This window comes from Gordonia sp. NPDC003425 (assembly GCF_053588635.1).
Window position 1 is genome coordinate 93,921 of the sequence record NZ_JBSFQI010000015.1, and the last position, 20,699, is coordinate 114,619.

16 protein-coding genes are annotated in these 20,699 nt (G+C 66.9%); 9 read left to right on the forward strand and 7 right to left on the reverse strand.

Features of this window, described 5'->3' with window-relative positions:
* Together ACWDTD_RS16660 and ACWDTD_RS16665 are read right to left on the reverse strand one after the other, a co-directional pair.
* On the reverse strand, window positions 1–1,953 hold the full coding sequence (locus ACWDTD_RS16660) for a hypothetical protein (RefSeq protein WP_449748243.1): 1,953 nt from the start codon (window positions 1,951–1,953) through the stop codon (window positions 1–3).
* 50 nt (window positions 1,954–2,003) lie between these two features.
* Window positions 2,004–2,624 carry a SanA/YdcF family protein gene (locus tag ACWDTD_RS16665; RefSeq protein ID WP_449748244.1) on the reverse strand — a complete coding sequence of 207 codons (621 nt, stop codon included), beginning with the start codon at window positions 2,622–2,624 and terminating at the stop codon, window positions 2,004–2,006.
* A 128-nt stretch (window positions 2,625–2,752) separates the two neighbouring features.
* On the opposite strand from ACWDTD_RS16665, the gene ACWDTD_RS16670 reads away from it, so the two are divergent.
* The 6 genes from ACWDTD_RS16670 to ACWDTD_RS16695 all read left to right on the forward strand — a co-directional run bounded on the left by ACWDTD_RS16670 (window position 2,753) and on the right by ACWDTD_RS16695 (window position 12,125).
* Window positions 2,753–4,171 (forward strand): WS/DGAT/MGAT family O-acyltransferase, encoded by a 1,419-nt coding sequence (locus tag ACWDTD_RS16670; RefSeq protein ID WP_449748245.1) that lies wholly within the window; start codon window positions 2,753–2,755, stop codon window positions 4,169–4,171.
* A 191-nt stretch (window positions 4,172–4,362) separates the two neighbouring features.
* A complete protein-coding gene (locus tag ACWDTD_RS16675; RefSeq protein WP_449748246.1) occupies window positions 4,363–7,824 on the forward strand; it encodes a heterodisulfide reductase-related iron-sulfur binding cluster in 3,462 nt (1,153 codons plus the stop codon).
* A gap of 242 nt (window positions 7,825–8,066) precedes the next feature.
* The gene (locus tag ACWDTD_RS16680) at window positions 8,067–9,320 is read left to right on the forward strand and encodes a pyridoxal phosphate-dependent aminotransferase (protein ID WP_449748247.1); all 1,254 of its coding nucleotides are present in this window, start codon (window positions 8,067–8,069) and stop codon (window positions 9,318–9,320) included.
* Window positions 9,321–9,581: 261 nt separating this feature from the next.
* Window positions 9,582–10,016 (forward strand): alpha/beta fold hydrolase, encoded by a 435-nt coding sequence (locus ACWDTD_RS16685; RefSeq protein WP_449748248.1) that lies wholly within the window; start codon window positions 9,582–9,584, stop codon window positions 10,014–10,016.
* A gap of 23 nt (window positions 10,017–10,039) precedes the next feature.
* Complete coding sequence (locus ACWDTD_RS16690; protein ID WP_449748249.1) at window positions 10,040–10,966, forward strand: metal-dependent hydrolase; 927 nt, start codon at window positions 10,040–10,042, stop codon at window positions 10,964–10,966.
* Window positions 10,967–10,985: 19 nt separating this feature from the next.
* Window positions 10,986–12,125: a PDR/VanB family oxidoreductase gene (locus ACWDTD_RS16695; protein ID WP_449748250.1), complete on the forward strand. Its 1,140-nt coding sequence runs from the start codon at window positions 10,986–10,988 to the stop codon at window positions 12,123–12,125.
* On the opposite strand, the gene ACWDTD_RS16700 is transcribed toward ACWDTD_RS16695, so the two are convergent.
* Window positions 12,087–13,655, reverse strand: a complete 1,569-nt coding sequence (locus tag ACWDTD_RS16700; RefSeq protein WP_449748251.1) for an MFS transporter — start codon at window positions 13,653–13,655, stop codon at window positions 12,087–12,089. The two genes, ACWDTD_RS16695 and ACWDTD_RS16700, sit on opposite strands and share 39 nt — an antisense overlap.
* Window positions 13,656–13,741: 86 nt before the next feature.
* On the opposite strand from ACWDTD_RS16700, the gene ACWDTD_RS16705 reads away from it, so the two are divergent.
* Both ACWDTD_RS16705 and ACWDTD_RS16710 read left to right on the forward strand, forming a co-directional pair.
* A complete protein-coding gene (locus ACWDTD_RS16705) occupies window positions 13,742–14,320 on the forward strand; it encodes a TetR/AcrR family transcriptional regulator (RefSeq protein ID WP_449748252.1) in 579 nt (192 codons plus the stop codon).
* Window positions 14,320–15,132 (forward strand): MerR family transcriptional regulator, encoded by an 813-nt coding sequence (locus ACWDTD_RS16710; protein WP_449748253.1) that lies wholly within the window; start codon window positions 14,320–14,322, stop codon window positions 15,130–15,132. The genes ACWDTD_RS16705 and ACWDTD_RS16710 overlap by 1 nt, the downstream gene beginning before the upstream one ends.
* On the opposite strand, the gene ACWDTD_RS16715 is transcribed toward ACWDTD_RS16710, so the two are convergent.
* From ACWDTD_RS16715 to dcd, 3 genes are all read right to left on the reverse strand, one after another.
* On the reverse strand, window positions 15,092–16,324 hold the full coding sequence (locus tag ACWDTD_RS16715) for a hypothetical protein (RefSeq protein WP_449748254.1): 1,233 nt from the start codon (window positions 16,322–16,324) through the stop codon (window positions 15,092–15,094). The two genes, ACWDTD_RS16710 and ACWDTD_RS16715, sit on opposite strands and share 41 nt — an antisense overlap.
* 63 nt (window positions 16,325–16,387) lie before the next feature.
* The gene (locus tag ACWDTD_RS16720) at window positions 16,388–17,800 is read right to left on the reverse strand and encodes a UDP-glucose dehydrogenase family protein (RefSeq protein WP_449748255.1); all 1,413 of its coding nucleotides are present in this window, start codon (window positions 17,798–17,800) and stop codon (window positions 16,388–16,390) included.
* 106 nt (window positions 17,801–17,906) lie between these two features.
* A complete protein-coding gene (gene dcd, locus ACWDTD_RS16725) occupies window positions 17,907–18,482 on the reverse strand; it encodes a dCTP deaminase (RefSeq protein WP_449748256.1) in 576 nt (191 codons plus the stop codon).
* 216 nt (window positions 18,483–18,698) lie between these two features.
* On the opposite strand from dcd, the gene ACWDTD_RS16730 reads away from it, so the two are divergent.
* Window positions 18,699–20,162, forward strand: coding sequence for a hypothetical protein (locus ACWDTD_RS16730; protein WP_449748257.1), 1,464 nt, complete (start codon window positions 18,699–18,701; stop codon window positions 20,160–20,162).
* A 36-nt stretch (window positions 20,163–20,198) separates the two neighbouring features.
* Here ACWDTD_RS16730 and ACWDTD_RS16735 read toward each other — a convergent pair.
* A partial coding sequence (locus tag ACWDTD_RS16735; protein WP_449748258.1) for an SDR family NAD(P)-dependent oxidoreductase occupies window positions 20,199–20,699 on the reverse strand: 501 nt, incomplete at its 5' end.

The following is a 20,699-nucleotide window of genomic DNA, read 5'->3' on the forward strand; positions in this document are numbered from 1 at the left end:
TCACGGTGTTGCGGGAGAGGGCTGGCGATGGGCGAAACGTACTGCGGCGGCCAGTCTTCCGCCGCCGGCGGTCACCAGGCACGCCGCATCGGTGCCCGCGTCGCGGGCGGATGCCAGTGCGATGATCGGTGCGGCCGTGTGCGCGGTGTCGGGTGCGGTGAACCACCGTCCGTCGGCGGTCACGACCGCGGCGGTTGCCGGCGGCACCGCCGTGACGATGCCCGACCTCGATGCGACGTCGGCAACAAGGGGCGCGAGGTCGGCGACCGTCGGGGCGTCGACCACGATGCTGCGTCGCCCGCGGTGCCCGACGTCGGGAATGCGTGAGTAGCCGACGGGTGTCGAGGTGTCGCCCGCGGCCGCCACGAGACCGTCGAAAACCGGTGCGGCGCTGTCGTCGTCGGGCGCCCGCGCGACCACGACGGCGGCCGCCGTCGGACCGTACGGGAAGTCGGGCGACCGGTCCTCGGCGTCGCCGCCGGGATGTGCGTCGGCGGCGGTGATGAGCACTGTGCCCGCGCCGCAGGCGATCAGCGAGTCGGCGACGGCGAGCGCGTCGAGCACACCGGCCGCGCCGTTCATCAGGTCGAAGGAGTACATGGTGTGATCGCCGCGTCCGTAGTCGAGGCCGATACCGATGCGCTGCTGCACCAGCGCCGCGACCGCCGGTTCGACGATGTTGTCGTCCCGGTAGACGCCCACGTGGATGAGGACGTCGATGTCGTCGTCGGCGCATCCGGCGTCGGCGATCGCGGCACGCCCCGCACGGGCGGCCAGCGTGATCGCCGACGTCTCGTCGCCCGGGTCGGCGACGGCCAGCCCGACGATCGTACTGCGGCCCTGACCGTCGGCGGTGGCCGAGCGCATGACATCGGTTGTCGCCGAGATTTTTTCATCCTGATCACCGGCGGCGCACACCCGGTGCACGGCGTCGTCGAGGGTCACCGAGCAGAACCCACCCACCACGCCGCTGGCCGCAGGCACCAACAGCACCCGGGTACCGGGGTCGATCCCCTTCTCCCTGATCTGGGTGGCCAGCACCAGCGCATGCGAGGTGGAGGCGGTGTTGGCATACTCGGCGAGCACGTTGAGGTGCGGGGGCATCGTCGTACCGAACTCACGCTCGGCGATCGTCTGGACGAAGGCGATGCCCGGTGCGCTCACCTGGTGGTGCACCATCGCGTCGTAACCCTCGGCGGCGAAATCACTTCCGCGTTTGTCGAGGAAGTCACGGTGCGCGTTCATCCACAGCAGATAGCGCGATTCGTTGTGCATGGTGCGGTTGTCGGTGTACAGCGCCACCCCCGGTCGTTGATCGCTGGGCATCCCGAGGCATGCCTGCGCGAATCCGGCGGCGGTGAACAACTCGATGTACTCGATGCGGTCGGCCGGATCGGTGGACACGTCGAGGATCACCGCGCTCCCCGCGTCGCCGACCGTCAGTGACGCGAACTGCGGGTCATAGGGCAACGCGATCTCGGCGACCGCGGTGTCGGAGATCGGGGTGATGTCCTCGCCGCTGACCACCAGGCCGGTCTGTGCCGCACCCGCGCGGATCATCGCGTCGAGGATCTTGATGCCGGTGAGCATTCCCGCGCACGCATTGGTGACGTCGAAGGACAATGCCGCCGACGCGCCGATCTCGCTGCAGATCCGCGCCGCGAGCGAGGGTTCGAGCGTGAAGAGGCCGGGCTCGACCGTCCGTGTGATGGAACAGCAGATCACTACATCGAGGTCGGCGGCGCGGTACTCGGAGGCGGCCAGCGCGTCACGGGCGGCGCGGACGGCGAGGTCCAGCGACGAGGTACCCGCGATCCGTCGTTCGCCGATACCGGTGATGGCCTCGATGTCGAGAGCGAACTCGTCGGGTAGCCGTGCGAGCAGATCCGCGGTCGACAGCACCGTGTCGGGTACGTACGCGCCGATCGATTCGATCCGGGAGAACTGCGGCATGACCACAACCTAACGTCCTCCGGTCGCCGCCGACACCGTCGCACCTGTCATCAGGTGAGCACCGACCAGAGCGCGCGGGGCCGCGCGAACAGGCTCTCGCGAACCTGGTTACGCGCCAAAGTCCACCAACTGCAGTCACATTCGGCCACAACACCCACCGCGTCGACTCCGTGATGACGACACAACGCGATGGCGCGGGACAGGTGGAAGTCCTGGGTCACGATGACGATCGGAGGCGTCGATCCGTCGTTCGCGCGGACGACCTCGTCGATCCGGTCGCAGCTCTGTTCGGTGTCGAAGCCGGCCGGATCGTCGACGATGGCCGCTGCGGGAACTCCGCGTGCCTCGAGGTAGGAGCGCATCACCGCTGGTTCGTTTCCCGCGTCGGCCGATCCGTTTCCCGAGTTGATGATGCGCACCACCCGTCCGGATCGGTAGAGGGCCAGCGCGGTGTCGAGACGGCCCCGGACGTAGTCGCCGGGCTCGCCGTCGGACACCAGCGAGCCGAGCACGAGGGCGGTGGATCCGGGCGCGACGCCTGCCGGGTCGACGACTTTCCCGCGCGCGGCGACGAGGACCCAGACGTTGGCGGTCACGAGCACGGTGACCACCGCAACCAGCAACGATGCGACCACGACGGTGCGGGCGCGGGGACGTCGCACGCGATTCACGTCCCTCACCGTAGAAGCACTCCACCATTTGCCGGCACGCGGTTGGCCGCACAGTGGATACTGGTCTGTGAGATATACATCGCCTCCCACAGCTCGTGAGGCAGATCACCATATGGGAGGAAATGCGCATGCCGTACATGCCGGTCACCGAGTCGATGTTCCTGTTCGCCGAGACGCGCGAGCAGCCGATGCACGTCGGGGGACTTCAACTCTTCGTCCCCCGAGAAGGACAAACCGCCTCAGAGCTGGCCGAAGAGATGATCGAGCGGTTCTCCGCGGCCACCGAGGTGCGTCCGCTGTTTCGCAAACGTCCCGCCTCACCCGCTGCGGTCTTCGGCCTCATGGCGTGGTCGTACGACGACGAGATCGACTTCGACTACCACGTCCGGCACGCGGTGCTGCCGCGACCCGGTCGGATTCGGGAACTCTTCCGGTACGTCTCGCTGCATCACAGTGCGCTCCTCGACCGCAACCGTCCGATGTGGGAACTGCACATCGTCGAAGGTCTGGCCGACGGCCGGGTGGCGCTCTACACCAAGGTGCATCACTCCCTGGTCGACGGTGTGTCGGCGCTGCGCCTGCTCGAACGCACCCTGACCGCCGATCCCGACGACCGCAACGGCACCGCACCCTGGGACCCCTCCCTCGTCCGGGCACGGCCCAAGCAGCAGAAACCTGCCGGCGGCGGACTGAAGCTGCCCGGGCTGTCGGCGATCCGGGGTGCAGTGGGGGCGGCCGTCGGGGTTGCCGGCGACATCGTGGGCATGGCCCCGGCCACCGCGCGGATCGCGTGGAACGGGCTGACCGAACCCGAGTTCGCGACGCCGTTCAAGGTGGCGCCGCGCACGATTCTCGACGTCCCGATCGGCAGCGCCCGACGCTTCGCCGCCCAGCAGTGGCCCACCGAGCGTCTGCGCGCGGTGGCCGACGAACTGCAGATCACGCTCAACGACGTGATCGTGGGAATGGCCTCCGGCGCCTTGCGCTCCTATCTCATCGACCGTGATCAACTACCCGATTCGCCGCTCGTGGCCGCGCTGCCGGTGTCGATGCACGTCGACGACGAGAAGGAGGGCAACGCGATCACGGTGGTCATGGCCAACCTGGCCACCGACCAGCCCGATCCGGAGCGACGCATCAACACCCTCGTCGAGTCGACCCGCAGATCCAAGCAGGTGATCCGCAGCCTCAGCCCGCTGCAGGCGCTGACTTACGGAGCGGCGACGTTCGCCTCTCTCGCCTTCGCCGCAATCCCGGGTTTCGTCTCCTACGCCCCGTCGCAGTTCAACCTGATCATCAGCAATGTCCCCGGGCCGAGTGAGCATCTGTACTGGAACGGAGCGCGACTCGACGGCGTGTACCCGGTGTCGGTGGTACTCGAAGGCCTGGCCCTCAACGTCACCGTCACCACCACCGCCGAGCACGTCAATTTCGGGCTGATCGGCGCGCGGAAAGAGTTGCCGAGCCTGCAGCGGCTGCTGACCCACCTCGACACCGCCCTCGAGGAGATGGAGAAGGTTGCGCACGTCACATCGGTAGCGAACTGACTGGATAGTAAGTTACCGGTGAGTATCATCTCACTACGCCCTGGCGTGTCCTTTTTCGGTGGTTAGGGCAGCCTTGGCGGCGGAGAGGTGCCCGAACGATTTACGGTTACCTCTAACAGACGTCCGACCCCGCGCACGTCAGCCCGGCGCGAGTGGTGGTCGATGATCAACCAGAGAGGGGCCGGGACGCCGTGAATGCCACGACGATCACCATCGGCACGATAGCCGCGGTCATCAGCCTATTCTGCTGGGCTCTGTTCCTCCGCGGCGTGTGGACCATGGTCCGCGCGATCGCACAGGGACAGCGCGTCGACCGCAGTCGGTTCTGGCCGTTCTTCCCACGCTTCTGGACGATGCTCAAGGAGTTCGTCGCCCATACCCGCATGGTGAAGTTCCGCACTGTCGGCTGGGCGCACTGGCTGGTGATGTTCGGCTTCCTCATCGGCGCGATCTTCTGGTTCGAGGCCTACGGACAGATCTTCGACCCGCACTTCCACTGGCCGGTGATCGGCGCGTGGAACGTCTACATCTTTGCCGACGAGGTGCTCGGCCTGGGCACGGTGATCGGTATCACCGCGCTGATCATCATCCGTCAGATCAACCACCCGCGCGTGCCCGCACGGCTGTCGCGGTTCTCTGGGTCGAAGTTCGGTGCCGCCTACTTCGTGGAGGCCGTCGTTCTGCTCGAGGGCCTGGGCATGATCTTCGTGAAGACGTTCAAGATCTCCTCGGGTATCGAGGACCCGCCGATCTGGACGTCGTTCTTCACCCACTATTTCGCGCAGCTTTTCACCGGTTCGTCGGAGTACTGGGTCACCGGCGCCGCCGTGATCAAGCTGATGAGCGGCATGGTGTGGCTGGCAGTGGTGGGCGTCAACATCGACTGGGGCGTGGCCTGGCACCGCTTTGCCGCGTTCTTCAACATCTATCTCAAGCGTGAGCAGGACGGCAGTGTCGCGCTCGGCGCGGCCAAGCCGATGATGAGCCAGGGCAAGGTGCTCGACATGGAGACCGCCGACCCCGACGTCGACGCCTTCGGCGCGGGCAAGGTGGAGGACTTCTCCTGGAAGGGCTGGCTGGACTTCACCACCTGCACCGAGTGCGGTCGCTGCCAGAGTCAGTGTCCGGCGTGGAACACCGGCAAACCGCTGAGTCCCAAGCTGCTCATCATGTCGCTGCGTGACCACGCGCAGGCCAAGGCGCCCTACCTGATCGCGGGTGGTCGCAAGGACATGGGTGGCGACGAGGTGGGTCTCGTCGACGCCGACGGCAACGTCGACGAGGCGAAGCTGGCGAAGATCCCCGAGTCGGCGCGGGCCGAGGCCGATCGCAAACTGGTGGGCGAGTCCGCGGGCACCGGCATGGTCGACGACACGCTCGGCGCGGTGATCGACACCGAGACCCTGTGGAGCTGCACCACCTGCGGCGCCTGCGTGGAGCAGTGCCCGGTGGACATCGAGCACGTCGACCACATCATCGACATGCGCCGCTACCAGGTGCTCATCGAGTCGGACTTCCCCACCGAGCTGGCGGGCATGTTCAAGAATCTCGAGAACAAGGGCAATCCCTGGGGTCAGAACGCGTCGGCGCGGACCAACTGGATCGACGAGATGGACATCGAGATCCCGGTGTTCGGGCAGGATGTCGAGTCGTTCGAGGGCTTCGAGTACCTGTTCTGGGTGGGCTGTGCGGGTGCCTACGAGGACCGCGCGAAGAAGACCACCAAGGCCGTCGCCGAACTGCTCGACATCGCCGCGGTCAACTTCCTCGTGCTCGGCGAGGGTGAGACCTGTACCGGCGACTCGGCCCGGCGTGCGGGCAACGAGTTCCTGTTCCAGATGCTCGCCCAGCAGAACATCGAGATGATGAACGAGGTCTTCTCGACCGCGCCGCAACAGCGCAAGAAGGTCGTCGTGACCTGTGCCCACTGCTTCAACGCCCTGGGCAACGAGTACCCGCAGCTGGGCGCCGGGAGCGGAGCGAGCGGGCCCGATGGCAACCGCGCGAAATACGAAGTGGTGCACCACACCCAGCTCCTCAACGGGCTGGTGCGCGAGAAGCGGCTCATCCCGGTGGCCCCGATGGGCGAGGGCGTGACCTATCACGATCCCTGCTACCTGGGCCGTCACAACAAGGTCTACGACGCCCCGCGTGAGCTGATGGCCGCGGCAGGGTCGGATCTACGCGAGATGCCGCGCCACGGCGAACGGTCCATGTGCTGCGGCGCCGGCGGTGCCCGCATGTGGATGGAAGAGCAGATCGGCAAGCGCATCAACATCGACCGGGTGGACGAGGCCCTCGACACCCTCGGCGGCGACATCGCGTCGGGGACGACGAAGGTGGCGACCGGTTGCCCGTTCTGTCGGGTGATGCTCACCGACGGCGTCACCGCCCGCACCAGCGGCACCGAGAACGAGGGCAAGGTGGAGGTTGTCGACGTCGCGCAGCTGCTGCTGTCGTCGGTCAAGCGCGGCCTGCCCGAGGTGACCCGCAGCGGCCGGTTCCTGGGACCGGTGGCCAAGCCGGCCCCGGAGCCGGAACCGGAGCCCGAGAAGGTTCCCGCAGCGGCTGCGGCCGGGGCTGGGGCTGCGGCTGCGGCGACCGGTGCGGCCACCGAGACTGCGCCGAAGCCGAAGGTCGGGCTGGGCATGAAGGGCGGCAAGAAGCCCGGCGCAGCGGCCAAGGCCCCGGCAGATTCGACGCCTGCGGAATCCGCTCCCGCTGCCGAGAAGAAGCCTGCCGCAAAGGGATTCGGCATGAAGGGCGGCATCAAGAAGCCGGGCGCCGCGAAGGCCCCGTCGGCGTCTGCAGCACCCGCACCCGCCGAGACGGAATCGTCGGCCGCGGTGGAGTCGGCTGCCACGGAGTCTGCAACACCGGCTGCGCCGAAGAAGGCCGCGGCCAAGGGCTTCGGCATGGGCGCGGGTGCCAAACGTCCGGGTGCCAAGGGTCCGGGTGCGGCCAAGCCGAACGCGGCCGCCGCGGACGCGGGTGTGACCGCTCCGGCCGAGAGCATCGTCGCCGAGACGGAGTCGGCACCCGAGGCGGTCCCAACCGCCGACACCGAGTCGGCCACCGCAGCGGCCCCGACCACGACCGAGGAGAAGCCGGCCAAGGCCAAGGGCTTCGGCATGGCGGCGGGCAAGAAGCGGCCCGGCGGCGTCGGCAAGGCGTCGAGCGTGCCCACTTCCGAGTCGAGCGTGCCCGAAACCACGTCGAGCGCGCCCACTTCCGAGTCGAGCGTGCCCACTTCCGAGTCGAGCGTGCCCACTTCCGAGTCGAGCGTGCCCGAAACCACGTCGAGCGTGCCCGCGGTGACCGAGGAGAAGCCGGCCAAGGCCAAGGGCTTCGGCATGGCCGCGGGCAAGAAGCGGCCCGGCGGCATCGGCAAGGCTGCGGCCGCGCCTGTCGCGTCGACCCCCGCGGTCGAGACGCAGGCGCCGGCAGAGGTTGTCGACGATGAGCCTGCCGAGTCGGTCGACGACGCGCCGTCGCCTACGCCGACCGAGACACGCGCTGCCGAGACACCTGCGACCGATGCACCGAGCGGAAACGGCTCAGCTCCCGACGACCGCACCATCGGCGAAACCGGAGCAGCGAAGGCGAAGGGCTTCGGTATCGCCGCGGGCAAGAAGCGCCCCGGTCACCGCTAGAAGGTCGACTCGCCCAGTTCGCTGGTCGAGTTCGACCTGCGCGCCCGGCAGGCACGCTCGACCGGGATGTGGGCACGCCCGACCGGAAAGTGGGCACGCTCGACCGGAAAGTGGGCACGCTCGACCGAATTGTGGGCACGCTCGACCGAATTGTGGGCACGCTCGACCGAATTGTGGGCACGCTCGACCGGGAAGTGGGCACGCCCGAAACTGATTTGCCCACGGCTGCGACAATTGAACCCGTGAGTAGGCCTTACGTATCCCACCTGAATCAGAACCTGAAGCCGCTGGAGCAGTCACTGAAGCTGCAGAACGTGTGCTACGAGATCAGGGGTCCGGTGCATGCGCACGCGGCGCGGCTCGAGGCCGAGGGTCACCGGATCATGAAGCTGAACATCGGCAACCCGGCCCTGTTCGGGTTCGAGGCACCCGACGTCATCATGCGCGACATGATCCACGCGCTGCCCTATTCGCAGGGGTATTCGGAGTCGGCGGGGGTGCTCTCGGCTCGCCGCGCCGTGGTGACGCGCTACGAGCTGATCCCCGACTTCCCCTACTTCGACGTCGACGACGTGATCCTCGGCAACGGCGTGTCCGAGCTGATCACGATGACGATGCAGGCGCTGCTCAACGACGGCGACGAGGTGCTGATCCCCGCCCCCGACTATCCGCTGTGGACCGCGATGACCGCGCTGTCGGGTGGCCGCCCCGTCTACTACCAATGCGACGAGGACAACGGCTGGAACCCCGACATCGCCGACATCGAGTCGAAGATCACCGACCGCACCAAGGCGATCGTGGTGATCAACCCGAACAATCCCACCGGCGCGGTGTACTCACGCGAGGTGCTCGAACAGCTCACCGACGTCGCACGACGACATTCGCTGCTCATCCTGGCCGACGAGATCTACGACAAGATCCTCTACGACGACGCCGAGCACACCAACATCGCCGCCCTGGCCCCCGACCTGCTGTGTCTGACCTTCAACGGCCTGTCCAAGGCCTACCGGGTGTGCGGTTACCGCGCGGGCTGGGTGGTGATCACCGGTCCCAAGGACCACGCCCGGGGCTTCATCGAGGGTCTCGGCATCCTCGCATCGACGCGCTTGTGCGCCAACGTGCCCGGCCAGCACGCCATCCAGGTGGCGCTGGGCGGCTACCAGAGCATCGAGGCGCTGGTTGCGCCCGGCGGTCGCCTCTTCGAACAGCGCAACGTGACCTGGGAGAAGCTCAACAAGATCCCCGGCGTGAGCTGCGTGAAGCCGATGGGTGCGCTCTACGCCTTCCCGCGCCTCGATCCCGAGGTGCACGAGATCCACAACGACGAGCAGTTCGTCCAGGATCTCCTGCTGCAGGAGAAGATCCTGGTGGTTCAGGGCAGTGGCTTCAACATGGCCGACAGCAATCACTTCCGTATCGTCACCCTGCCCTGGGCACGCGACCTGGGCGACGCGATCGACCGGATCGGCAACTTCCTGTCGTCGTACCGGCAGTAGCTTTCCGCGTCGAGTGGGAGTCCAAAGCGTTGCGTCAGTACCCGAACCGATTCTTCCAACCGTTACCCGGCATGTATGAGCGTGGAACGCTGCGGCCGGAGCGATACTCGCTGCGCGTCAAAGAGGCCGCCCCGCTGTCCTCCTGACCGGACGTTGACGAGGGGCGTCATGTGACACTCTTCGTTGTTACAATTCCTGGACATATCTGTGACGTTTGGTTACGTTAACCCCATTGCAGTGCCGAAGGGGTGGGGGTGGCGAATGACCGATTGGGCCGAAGGGTATGTCGACGTCGACGGAGTGCGGCTGGCCGTCTTCGAGTTCGATCGTCAGCCGGCCGACGACGACCGCCCGACCGTCCTGTTGGTGCATGGTTGGCCGGACACCCATCACGTGTGGACCCGGGTTGCCCGACTCCTCGCCGACGACGCGCGGGTTGTCGCGTACGACACTCGTGGGCAAGGCAGCAGTGACAGCCCACTGGTCAACACACGCGACTTCGCCGTGCGCACCCACCTGCTGCGTAACACAGGCCGCTACGCCACCGACCTCGCCCGTCATGAATCACCGACACCCCACTGGGTTCCGACAACGCACCCCGCCCACGTCGCCGATATGGTCCGCGACTTCGTACACCGCAACGACTCTCGTCGGTCCAACGAGTCGGCACCCGGCGCCAACACATCGGTCCGATAGCTACGAGCGCGAGGAGTAACGCGATGCACGCACACACCGAAAACGGCGCCGTCACATCAACATACGTGCCGTATACCGATGAAACCGATCCGGGCGAGGTCGAACTACACGCGCGGAATGTGGCGTTCGACTGGTCCGACGTCCCACTGCACTGGATTCCCGGACACCCGGTGGCGTCAGACTTCATCAGCGTTCTCAATCTGCTTCTCCCCGAAGGAGAACGGTGGTTCGTCCAAACCTACAACGAGGCGCTTGGGCTCGTGCACGACGAGGAACTCGCCGCGACAATGCGCGGTTTCATCGGCCAGGAAGCCATGCACGCCGAGGCCCACGATCACGTCCTGTGGGAGTTTCTCGACCACCACGGTATCGACCCCCGGCCGTACTGCCGACAGATGGAGTGGATGTTCCGAAAGGTACTCGGCCCACCGGAGACCGGTAGCGCCCAGGCTCGGCAGAAGCATCTCGTCGAGCGACTCTGGCTCATCGCCGCCATCGAGCACTACACCGCGATCCTCGGTGACTTCGCCCTGAACAACACCTGGACCGAAGTCGGCGCCGACCCGACGATGACGGATTTGTTCACCTGGCATGGAGCCGAGGAGGTCGAACACCGAGCGGTCGCACACGACGTCGCGGTCTACTTCGGTGACAGCTACCTCCGACGCGGACGGGCTATGCTCATCGCGCTTCCGACGCTGCTCATTCTTCTTTTCCGGGGCTTCCGGTTCATCACCCACCAGGACCCGGCAATCCGGCACAACAACTACTTCTATCGGCAGTACCATTACGCGCGCGGAGTTCGCGCGGGCGTTCTGCCGCCGATCCGCAGCGTACTGCTGGCGACCTTGAGTTACTTTCGTCCCGGCTTTCACCCGAGCGAAATCGGTTCCACTGCACAGGCTGTCGCCTATCTGGCGGCCTCACCCGCGGCTCGAAACGCCCCGTGACCGCCGACCGGAGGCGATCGTGAATCAACGTGCACACCCGCACACCACCGAGATGACCTCGCCGCCACCACATCTGTATGGGCGGTGGCGACACGATCCACTGATGACATTCGGCACCGTGCTGTCCAAGACCTGGATACCGTTCTGGCGCCCCTTCTCGCCACTCCATCCGACTGTCGAAAACGACGGCGTGACCACGCTGCGCATCGTCGGACGGCAGGTGGTGGCGCAGGACGAGAACGTCGTCGCGCTGACGTTCGCGGGCCTCGACCGTCAGCTGCTCGATCGGTGGCATGCCGGCGCGCACATCGACCTTCTACTGCCATCCGGCAGGATGCGGGAGTACTCGTTGTGCGGCGACCCGGCCGATCGGTACACGTACCGCATCGCCGTCCGTCGCATCCCGGACGGGGGCGGTGGCTCGGTGGAGGTGCACGACGACCTCCGCGTCGGTGACACCATCCGAATCAAGGGTCCGCGCAATGCGTTTCCTATCGCCCTGCCCGGGCACGGCTCGCCCGCCACGTCGTTGCGTTTCATCGCGGCCGGGATCGGTATCACGCCGATCCTGCCGATGATCCGGGCCGCGCAACGCTTCGGCCTGGACTGGTCGATGATCTACTCCGGGCGAAGCCGCGACTCGATTCCGTTCATCGACGAGGTCTCGGCATTCGACGAGAAGGTCACCATCCGCACCGACGACGAGCACGGACTGCCCACCATGGACGAGCTGCTCGGGCCGGCCGATCCCGAAACCGGCCGCACGCCATCGAATCTCGCCGTGTACTGCTGCGGGCCGGTCGCCATGTTGGAAGCGTTGCGACGTCACCTCGGGGATCATCCCGACATCGAGCTGCACTACGAGCGATTCAGTCCGCCGCCGGTGGAGGACGGTCGCGAATTCACCGCCACCATCGCATCCACCGGCCGGCAGATCACCGTCGCCGCCGACGAACCGCTGCTCGCCGCACTGCGACGCGAGATGCCGTCCGTGCCGTATTCGTGTCGGCAGGGCTTCTGTGGCACCTGCAAGGTGAGGACGCTGTCTGGTGCGATCGACCACCGCGACAACATCCTCACCGAGCCCGAACGCGCCGGCGGAACCATCCTCACCTGCGTGTCACGCGCGGCCGGCGATCACCTCACCCTCGATCTCTGAATCTGTTGTGGGCAAGTTGCTCTCGGCATCGTCCCGGTTCGGCGCGCCGCGCAGCAACACCGCTGCGGCCACCGCGGCGGCGACGGTCACCGCAACCGCCACCCACACCGCGCTGTGCAGCCCGTCGACGAACACGTCCTGCACCGCCGACCGGATGCCCGCGGCCATGGTTGCGGGCGCCTGCTGGGCCACCTGGACTCCGGCCATCACCGAATCCTGCGCCATCGCCGACACCGCGTGCGGAAGCCCCAGTGCGGCAAGACGTTCCCCGACACCCGACGTGTACACCGATGTCAGTACCGATCCCAGCACCGCCACCCCGAGGGTGCCGCCGATCTCGCGCGTGGTGTCGTTGACAGCCGAGCCCGCCCCGGCCTGCTCGGGGCGCAGCGAATCCATGATCACCTGCGTGCAAGGACCGGAGATGAAGGCCAGACCGGCAGCCATCAGTGCCATCGACCAGACGATGAGTTCCCAGTACCCCGATGCGGCAGAGGATAATTCGACCAGTGCGAATCCCGCCGCCATGAGCAACGATCCGGCGACCGCCACGAACCGGGGACCGAACCGATGTGCCAGCATCATGGCAACCGGCGAGAAGACCGCCATCACCACGGCGAAGGGCAGCGTGCGCAGACCCGCTTCGAGCGGCCCGTAGCCCTTGACCGCCTGAAAGAACTGGGTGATGAGGAAGATGAATCCGAACAGCGCGAAGAACGCGACGCTGATCATCCCCGCGGCGGTGGCGAAGTGGCGGTTGGCGAACAACCGGAGATCCAGGATCGGGTGGGGCACCCGCAGTTCACGCCCGGCGAACAGTGCGAGCGCGATCGCCGCGCCGGCGAGTCCGCCGATGGTGCGCGGGTCGGTCCACCCGAAGTGCGGTCCCTCGATCACCGAATAGGTCAGCAGTCCCAGCCCGGCGATCGAGAGCAGCAACCCGGGCAGATCGAACCGCGAGACGGCGTGGGGCCGGGTGCCGGGAACCACCGCGATGATGGCGGTCACGGCCAGCGCCCCGATCGGCACGTTCACCCAGAACACCGATGACCAGCTGAAGTGCTCCAGGAGCCAGCCGCCCAGCACCGGCCCGATCGCCACCGCGACCCCGGACGTGGCCGCCCAGATGCCCACCGCCGCCGCACGCTGCGCGCGGTCGGTGAAGACGGTGACGATCAACGCGAGCGTCGCCGGGAACACCAGGGCCGCGAACGCACCGAGTCCGCCGCGGGCGACGATGAGCTCGCGGAGCGTCGAGGACTCCGCGGCCAGCGCCGACACGGCCATGAAGCCGACGATGCCGGTCAGCAGCATCCGTCGATGGCCGAAGCGGTCGCCGAGGTATCCGCCGGTCAGGAGCAGTCCGGCGAAGACGAGCGTGTACGCGTCGACGATCCATTGCAGGCCCGAGATTCCCGCCCCCAGATCACGGGCCATTGTCGGCAACGCGACGTTGACGATCGTGTTGTCGATCATCACGAGCAGTTCGGCAAAGCACAGGGCGCCCAGCGCCCACCACCGAGTTCGCATCTGAAACCTCCGTTAGTAGAGTGGCGATCCATTGTTGTAGAACGTTGTTCTTTTCTAGTAGCACACAGTTCCAGTAGATTGTCAATATGGCCGCCACCCGCAGTACTCGCCGAACCCCAGCCATCGAGGTCAGGAGCAATCTCGTCGCCTCCGGGCGCCGGATTCTGGAACGTGACGGCGTTGCCGGCCTCACCATCCGGGCAGTCGCGACCGACGCGGGCGTCGCCCCGATGGGCGTCTACAACCACTTCGACGGCAAGGAGGGTCTGCTCGACGCTCTCGTCTCCGACGCGTTCGAGGAGTTCGCGAGGCTCATCGCGGTCACCGACGACGATCCGCGGGTGCGCCTGGCGCACAGCGGGAGGGCATACCGCGAGTTCGCCACCACCTACCCCGTGGTGTACGCGCTGATGTTCTCCTCGGACTGTCATCCCGACGACGAGTCGGCGGCGAATGCCTTCGCCGCGCTCACCGAGATCGTGCGCTACGGGCAGGCGGGCGGGGTGATCGTGGGCGGCGACGCGGCCGCGCTGGCCATGCAGATCTGGAGTTGCGTACACGGGGCGGTATCACTGGAACTGGCCGCAAGCCATCCGCCCACCGTCTGCGCGGTGGCCAACTACGAGCAGGTGCTCGGACTGATCGCCCGGGGGGTGCGACCCTGATGCCGGAGCCGGAACCGACGGTCGAATACCGCATCGACGACCTGGCCCGGGCTGCGGGGACCACCACCCGCAATGTCCGCGGCTACCAGGACCGCGGGTTGCTGCCGCGCCCGCATCGTCGCGGCCGCATCGCGATCTACACCGACGCGCACCTGGCCCGGCTCAAGGTGATCAACGATCTGCTCCGGCGCGGCTTCACCATCCGCCACATCGGCGACTTCCTGTCCGGGGTGCAGCGTGGCGACGACCTCGCAGATGTGCTCGGTCTGCGTGAGGTGGTGGCCACACCCTGGGCCAGCACGTCGCGTCGTTCGGTGTCCACCGCGGAACTCACCGAGATGCTGAACACCAGCAATCCCGCATATCTGCAGCGGCTCAACGACTTCGGGCTGATCCGTCCCGACGACTCCGCGAGCCCTCCGGCCGGCTACATTCTCCTCGACGAGGAGACCGTGACCGCGTACAGCAGACTGATCAAACGAGGACTGTCGCTCAGGTACATCCTCGACGTGCACGAAGCGCTCGACCGTGACATGGATGCGGTTGCGGCCACGGTGATCTCCGCCGGCCGTCGAGCCATCACCGAAGGTCGTTCGGACGGTTGGCTCCCCCAGACCCCAGCCGAATCCGAATGGGCGACCGATCTTCTCGCCGAACTCAAACGCGCCGGCTCGATTTCGGCGCACAACGCGCTCGACCGGGCCCTCGACCGCGACATGGCCCGGCAGCTCGACGATTATCTCGGTCGCGCCCATGGCGACGAGAATGTTGCTACGGAACCACAATCGGGGGCAGGCCCGGAATCGGAATGACCACACGCGGACGTGGACGCGGTCGAGGAGCCGGAGCGGGGGGTGCCGGGCGACGGTCCGACGTCGCCGCCGGCGGGGGCGGCGGTGGTGGGGGCGGAGGCACGTAGGTCGCGGCGGGACGACCCGCCTCCGCGAGGTCGGCGAGATCGGCATACAGCGTTGTGGTGGAAGGCTTCTGAGACGGACTGGCCACCACCGTCGGTGACGCGGAATGCCCGGTGACGGCCACCGCGGTGGCCGTGGCCCCGGCAGCCAGCACACCCGCACCGATCACCCCGACCAGCACCTTGGTGCGAATCCGCGACCCGCGTGGCGACGAGACCTGTTGGGTCCGAGCAGGTGTCGCGGGCACCGCCGAGTAGGCCAGGGTGGGCACCGACACCGGCTCGATCCGGTCGGTCACCTCGAGGGCGTTCTCGTCGGGGCGGTCCGGCGCGATCTCGAGGTCGGCGGACGGCGGCCCGGCGGGGGCCACGTCGCCGTCGAGTGATTCGTCGGGAAGTATTTCGTCGGGGGCTACTTCTACTTCGACGGGTGGCACGTCGTCGGCGGCCACGGGCACAGGCTCAGGCACAGGCACAGGCACAGGCACAGGCACAGGCGAAACGTCGATGGGGATCACGCCGTCGAGCACGACGATCGGTACCGCGGTGACCGGGGCGAGCACGGCGGGCAGCCCCGGCCAGCACGGGTGGCTTTCGGCCAGCACGAGCGCGTCGAGATCTCTGCCGTGATCGTGCGCCATCTGCTCGGCAAACGACGGCAGCCCTTCGGCCACATCGCGGGTGGCGTCGGCGAGGTCGCGGCGCGTCACCCGAAAGAGCCGGACATGCTGCTGCCCCATGATGAAGGTGCCGTCGGACTCCACCAGACGTGCACGCCCGCGTTCGGCAAGCGATCGCAACTCCGACCACCACTCGTCGTTCTCCGGCGTCTGCACGCGCCCCACCTGCACCAGGTACTCGGCCACGAGTTCGTCGAGTTCAGCGGCCGCGGTGCCCGGCACGCGCCGTTCGTCGATCACCACTCCGTCGGCGGCATCGACGACGGCGACGTCGACTCCGGCATCGGTGACGACGACCAGCGCAAACGAGGTGTGCAGATCGGTGCCGCGGCGGCGCAGAAGATTACGCGCACGCTCGACCACGGACGCGTCGAGCACGCGTGTCATCGCGGTCGTGTCATCACCCATTCGACTCTGTGATCCCCCATGGGCCGAGCGTCCCCGGCCCTCGACTGCTCAACCTAGCATGCGCTAGTGGTGCACCACCGGTGAGGCGGCGTCGGCTGATCGTCGAAACGGGGCTTGAGCAGCACTTCTCGGGGTCTGCGACGGTGCGCCGGTGGTGCCGCCCAGGGCGTGATAGGTCCACCCGGCGTGTCGCCAGGTCTGCGGGTCGAGGCACCGCCTGCCGTCGACGATGACACGTGCGCGCACCATGGGTTCGAGTTCGTCGGGCGTCATGTGCACGAACTCGGCCCACTCGGTGGCGATCACCACGACGTCGGCGTCGCGGACGGCGTCGGTGGCCGATTCGGCATAACCGAGGAGCGGATACATCCGGCGGGAGTTGGCGTTGGCCTTGGGATCGAAAACGGTGACCGCGGCACCGCGCAGCGCCAGTTGACCGGCCACGCTCAGCGCCGGGGAGTCCCGGACGTCGTCGCTCTCGGGTTTGAACGCGGCGCCCAGCACGGCCACGTTGGCGCCCAGCAGATCACGCGGGCACACCTGCGCGACGAGGTCGACCATGGCGGTACGCCTGCGCATGTTGATGGCATCCACCTCGTGCAGGAACCGCAGCGCCCCATGCGCACCGAGTTCCTCGGCGCGGGCGACGAAGGCGCGGATGTCCTTGGGGAGGCATCCACCGCCGAAACCGAGTCCTGCGTTGAGGAATCGCCGTCCGATCCGCTGGTCGTAGCCGATCGCGTCGGCGAGTGTGGAGACGTCGGCCCCGGCGATCTCACACAGCTCACTGATGGCGTTGATGAACGAGATCTTGGTGGCCAGAAACGCATTCGCCGAGGTCTTCACCAATTCTGCTGTTGCCCAGTCGGTGTGGATCAATGGTGTGCCGGAATCGAGGATCTCCCGATAGATCTCGCTGATCACCGCCACCGCGGACGTGTCGGTATCCAGCGGATCAGTGCCGATCACCATGCGGTCGGGGGTCAAGGTGTCCTCCACCGCGAATCCCTCGCGCAGAAACTCCGGACTCCACGCGAGTTCGATGGTGGTGTCCGCCGCGGCGCGCAGCGCGATACGCTGCGCCAGACCGGCCGCGGTTCCCACCGGGACCGTCGATTTGCCGATGATCAGGTGCGGCCCGCGCAGATGCGGCACGAGCGCATCGACCGCGGCGTCGACATACGAGGTGTCCGCGGCGTACCCGCGTGCGCGTTGCGGGGTTCCCACGCCGATGAAGTGCACGTTGCCGTGGGCCGCGGCGACCCGGTGATCGGTGGTGAAACGCAGACGGCCTGCGTCGATGTTGCGTCGCAGGATGTCGGCGAGGCCCGGTTCGAAGAACGGCACCTCGCCGGCGGCGAGGAACTCCACCTTGCCCGGGTCGACATCCACCCCGACGACGTCGTGCCCGAGTTCTGCCATACATGCGGCATGGGTAGCTCCGAGGTATCCGCACCCGATCACAGTGAGCTTCATATCTGAAGTGACTACGCGGGAGGATCTTCCGGCAACCAAAGCAGGCGTGGCCTGTCGCGGGCCGGTCGGTGAACTCCGTTACGGGAACGGTGAACAGAGGGCCAACTCAGCCGTCGTCGCGGATGAAGTTGAGGTAGGCCTTGGACGGGGTGGGGCCGCGCTGGCCCTGATACTTCGATCCGACGGCGGCGCTGCCGTAGGGATTCTCGGCCGGACTGCTCAGCCGGAACAGGCACAGCTGGCCGATCTTCATCCCGGGCCACAGCGTGATGGGCAGGTTGGCCACATTGGACAGCTCGAGGGTGATGTGTCCGGAGAAGCCGGGGTCGATGAAACCTGCCGTCGAATGCGTCAGCAACCCGAGGCGCCCGAGCGACGACTTGCCCTCGAGCCGGCCCGCGAGGTAGTCGGGCAGCGAACACACCTCGAGGGTGGAGCCGAGGACGAACTCGCCGGGATGCAGCACGAACGGCTCGCCGGTGGCCGGTTCGACCAGCGTGGTGAGCTCGTCCTGGCGTTGCGCCGGGTCGATGTGGGTGTAGCGGGTGTTGTTGAAAACCCTGAAGAGGCTGTCGAGCCGGACGTCGACACTCGACGGCTGGACGAGAGCCGGGTCGAAGGGGTCGATCGACAGGCGTCCGGCGGAAACCTCGGCACGGATATCGCGGTCGGAGAGCAACACGTCTGCGAGCGTATCGGACCGGATCGCCCGCGGCGGCGGGACGGGCTCGGCGACGCGGGGCCAACGGGCAGATGAACGGTCGGAGTCGCGTGCTGGGTACTTGAGGTCAGTCGGGTTCCAGGGGTCGCCGATTCAGGTCAGATGACCTATCGTCGTGCCCGGCGCCGGTCACGCGGCGCTTCCAACCGGTCACATAGCTTGTCGGGGAAAGAGAATATGGGCGCTCATTCGGGTCATTCATCGGCGTCGGCACATCGGCGGAAACGCCTGGGGCTGGTGGTGATCGGGGTGATATTGAGTCTGGTGGTGTCGTTCGGTGGCGAGAAGGGTGTGGCCGGTATCGCAGCGGCGGCACCACATTCCGCGCCCGCCCCCACACCGGGACAACCACGGCCCGAGCCGCCGACGCCGGGCTCGACTCCCAAGGAGTGCGTCGGATCACGGTTCGCCACCTTCGGCGCGATCTACGACGCGATCTTCGACTCGCTGCTTCCGGTGCTGCCGCAGAACGTGCGGGACAGTTCGACGCAGATCAAGGCGGCGGCGCACCGCGACATGGACGGGATGCGGATCTCCACGCTCGCGATCTCGAATCATCCCTATGACATGGGAGCCAACGAGAAGTCGCCGATCATGACCTACCGCGAACCCATTTCGCAGTGGATCGTCACTCAGCTCATCAATGTTCGCAACGGCAAGACCGCCGACGCGATGACCGTGGAGAACCTCACGGTGGCCCAAGCGGTGGAGACCGTCTACCTCTATCTGTATGTGACGGTGCTGGTTCCGCTGACCATCGTGCGGCGCACCATCCCCTCGATCGCCACGGTCGCCGGCCCCATCACGGTTGGAACCCTGCTCACCCTTCCGATTCTCCTGGGCGTGTTCGCCACCAACCAGTTGTTCTCGGCGTTGAGCAAGGGCCTGGTGAACGCGTGCATCGTCTCGGTCACCAAGGAGCAGAAGGATCGCGCCGGAAAGCCGGTCAAGGATCTGCGCTTCGCGTGGGCGGTTCCCGGCATCGTCCGCGACATCGCCAACCAGGTCTCCATGGCCGACCCGCAAACCTGCCCGGCCATCGGCACGCTCCCGTTGTCCCGCATCGTGACCCGGACGTCGAACTACCTGCAGGCGATCAACCGAAACCCGGTCACCGACCGTCAGATCCGGCAGATCACCGGCCAGGTGCAGCAGTTCATGAAGACCACCCGAGTCAACCAGAACCTGATTCCGGCCGACCCGGCCGACTTCAACACACCGGAGTACGTGATCTCACAGATCGGCGTGCTGATCCCCTACGTCGGCGGCGCACCGCTGGACGTGGTGATCGGGTTGAACCACAACAAGAATCAGGGCGCCGACTTCGCGGCGACAGAGCCGCTGTGGGATCTGTCGGTCACCAAGACGCTGACCGCGGCGTACTACGCGTACGCGCTCACCACTCACGTGATCGAGTTGGCGTGGGAGAACGGCGGAACCGATCCCGCGGCGTCGCTACTCAACGATCTGTTCCCTGGTCTCGGCATCACGTCGGACATGATCCCGCACGGCACAGGCATTCTGGGAGCACCCAACCTGTACGGACTCGTGGTGTACCACAACGTTCTTCGCTCGATGTGTTTGAGCGAGGACCGCAAGCCCGCCAAGCCGGGCACCGCGGTGTCGACGGTGCGCTGGTAGGGGTGCGCCGGGGGTGACGCCGCCCGCCTCTCGCGCCTAACGCACCACGCGTTCGGAGATCCGGAGGATCAGACGCGTCGGCACGAAACGGCCCATCACCGCGCCGATCCGGTTCTGCAGCCCGTCCACCACGCTCGGTTTGCCGGCATCGAGGGCGCGCAGCGCGGTGTCGACCACCTGCGTGGTGGAACGCTTGGCACCCGCCGCGGCATTGTCGGTACCGACAACATCGAAGAACCCGGTGTCGGTGGCGCCCGGGCACAATGCGAGCACACGCACGCCGCTCTGCTTGCCCTCCCACCACAGCGCCTCACTCAACGAGAGCACGTAGGCCTTGGTGGCCGCGTACACGGCCATCCGCGGAACCGGTTGGAAGGCAGCGGTACTCGCGACGTTGATGATGACACCGGAGCCACGCTCGGCCATCTGGGCGAGGTATGCGGGCTCTTCAAGGTTGAGCGGGCAATGCCTGGTCAGCGGACCGGCGTGTCGGTGACGTAAGGCGCCCCTGGTCTCCGGAAATCTGGATGTTGCGAA